The following is a 2,074-nucleotide window of genomic DNA, read 5'->3' as shown; positions in this document are numbered from 1 at the left end:
GTGGACATCATCGGCGTGATCGACGGCATCGCCTTCCAGACCAACATCCTGGCGCTGAACGCGGCGGTGGAAGCCGCGCGGGCCGGCGAGCAGGGTCGGGGCTTCGCGGTGGTGGCGTCGGAAGTGCGCAGCCTGGCGCAGCGCTCGGCGGCTGCGGCCAAGGAGATCAAGACCCTGATCGGGGACTCGGTGGACAAGGTCGAGGAAGGCAGCAAGCAGGTGGCGGAAGCGGGCCGGACGATGGAAGAGATCGTGGACAGCGTGAAGCGCGTGACCGACATCATGGGCGAGATCACGGCGGCGAGCCAGGAGCAGACCTCGGGGATCGAGCAGATCAACCAGGCGATCACGCAGATGGACCAGGTGACGCAGCAGAACGCGGCGCTGGTGGAGGAGGCTGCGGCCGCGGCCGGTTCGCTGCAGGAGCAGGCGTCGAGCCTGGTGCAGGCCGTGAGCGTCTTCAAGTTGGAGGCAGGCAGCGGCGGACGCAGTCACGCGGCGCCGGGTCGCCCTGCCGTGGCGGCCGCCGCACCGAGGACGAGTGCCAGGGCGCCGGTGAAGCGCCTCGAGAAAAAAGGCTCGGCCGCGCCGCAGCTTGCTTCGGCAAGTGGCGCCTCGGGCGATTGGACCGAATTCTGAGCCCAGGCTCCCCCAGCAACAAGTGACGGCGAGAGGCCGGCAAACCATCACACGGCCCAGAGCCACAAGGAAATTCCATGAAAGCGTTCTACAACCTCAGGATTGCGGCCAAGCTCCTGATTTCATTCATCGCCGTGCTGGCGCTGACGGTCTTCGTCGGGGTCTTCTCGGTCGTTCAGCTCGCGCAGGTCAACCAGATGTCGACCGACATCACGACCAACTGGATGCCCGCCACGCGCGCGGTCCTCGAAATGAAGGGCCTGATGTCGCGCTATCGGGCCCAGGAACTTCAGCACATCCTGTCCAACACGGACAGCGAGATGGCCGGCTATGAGAAGTCGATGGCCGACACCTGGATCGAACTGCAGAAGAGCCGCTCGCTCTACGAGAAGCTGATCTCCGAACCGGAGGAGAAGCAGATCTTCCCGGAATTCACCAAGGCACTGGGCCAGTACGCGCAGGAGCACGACAAGGTCATCGCCCTGTCCCGCGCGCAGAAGAACGAGGAGGCGACTGCCCAGATCCGCGGCGAGTCCCTGCGGGTGAACCGCGACCTGACGCAGATGCTCGACAAGCTGGGCGCGGTGAACGAGACCGGCGCCGCCAAGGCCAGTGACATGGCGGGTGCGGTCTATGCGGACGCCAGGATCTGGGTCATCGGCATCCTGCTGTGCAGCGTGGCGCTGGGCCTGGTGCTGGCACTGTGGATCGCACGCATCGTGGCGAAGCCGCTGTCCGAAGCGGTGAAGGTCGCCCAATCGGTGGCCGCCGGCGACCTGACCAGCCGCGTCGAGGCGCACACGACCGATGAGACCGGCCAGTTGATGCAGGCGCTCAAGGAGATGAATCACAGCCTGGTGAAGATCGTGGGCGAAGTGCGCAGCGGCACCGACACGATCGCGACGGCGTCGAGCCAGATCGCCACGGGCAACCAGGACCTGTCGTCGCGCACCGAGGAGCAGGCGAGCTCGCTGGAAGAGACGGCGGCCTCGATGGAGGAACTGACCTCGACCGTGAAGCAAAACGCCGACAACGCGCGGCAAGCGAATCAATTGGCGGTGTCGGCCTCCGAGGTGGCGGTCCGGGGCGGCAGCGTGGTGAGCCAGGTGGTGGACACCATGGGCTCGATCAAYGCGTCCTCGCGCAAGATCGTGGACATCATCGGCGTCATCGACGGCATCGCCTTCCAGACCAACATCCTGGCGCTGAACGCGGCGGTGGAAGCCGCGCGGGCCGGCGAGCAGGGCCGGGGCTTCGCGGTGGTGGCGTCGGAAGTGCGCAGCCTGGCGCAGCGCTCGGCGGCGGCGGCCAAGGAGATCAAGACCCTGATCGGGGACTCGGTGGACAAGGTCGAGGAAGGCAGCAAGCAGGTGGCGGAAGCGGGCCGGACGATGGAGGAGATCGTGGACAGCGTGAAGCGGGTGACCGACATCAT

At 66.4% G+C, this 2,074-nt stretch carries 2 protein-coding genes; both read left to right on the top strand.

What is annotated here, in order from left to right; translation table 11 throughout:
- Window positions 1-639 (top strand): methyl-accepting chemotaxis protein (locus tag AB4Z46_RS35220; RefSeq protein WP_442288193.1); only part of this gene is annotated, 639 nt, incomplete at its 5' end.
- Between the two features lie 77 nt (window positions 640-716).
- On the top strand, window positions 717-2,074 hold a 1,358-nt coding region (locus AB4Z46_RS35215), incomplete at its 3' end, for a methyl-accepting chemotaxis protein (protein WP_442288192.1).

Origin of the sequence: Variovorax sp. M-6 (assembly GCF_052114385.1) — a bacterium.
Classification (GTDB): domain Bacteria; phylum Pseudomonadota; class Gammaproteobacteria; order Burkholderiales; family Burkholderiaceae_C; genus Variovorax.
The sequence above is the reverse complement of the archived record's forward strand: the minus strand, read 5'-3'. Positions and strand labels throughout refer to the sequence as shown.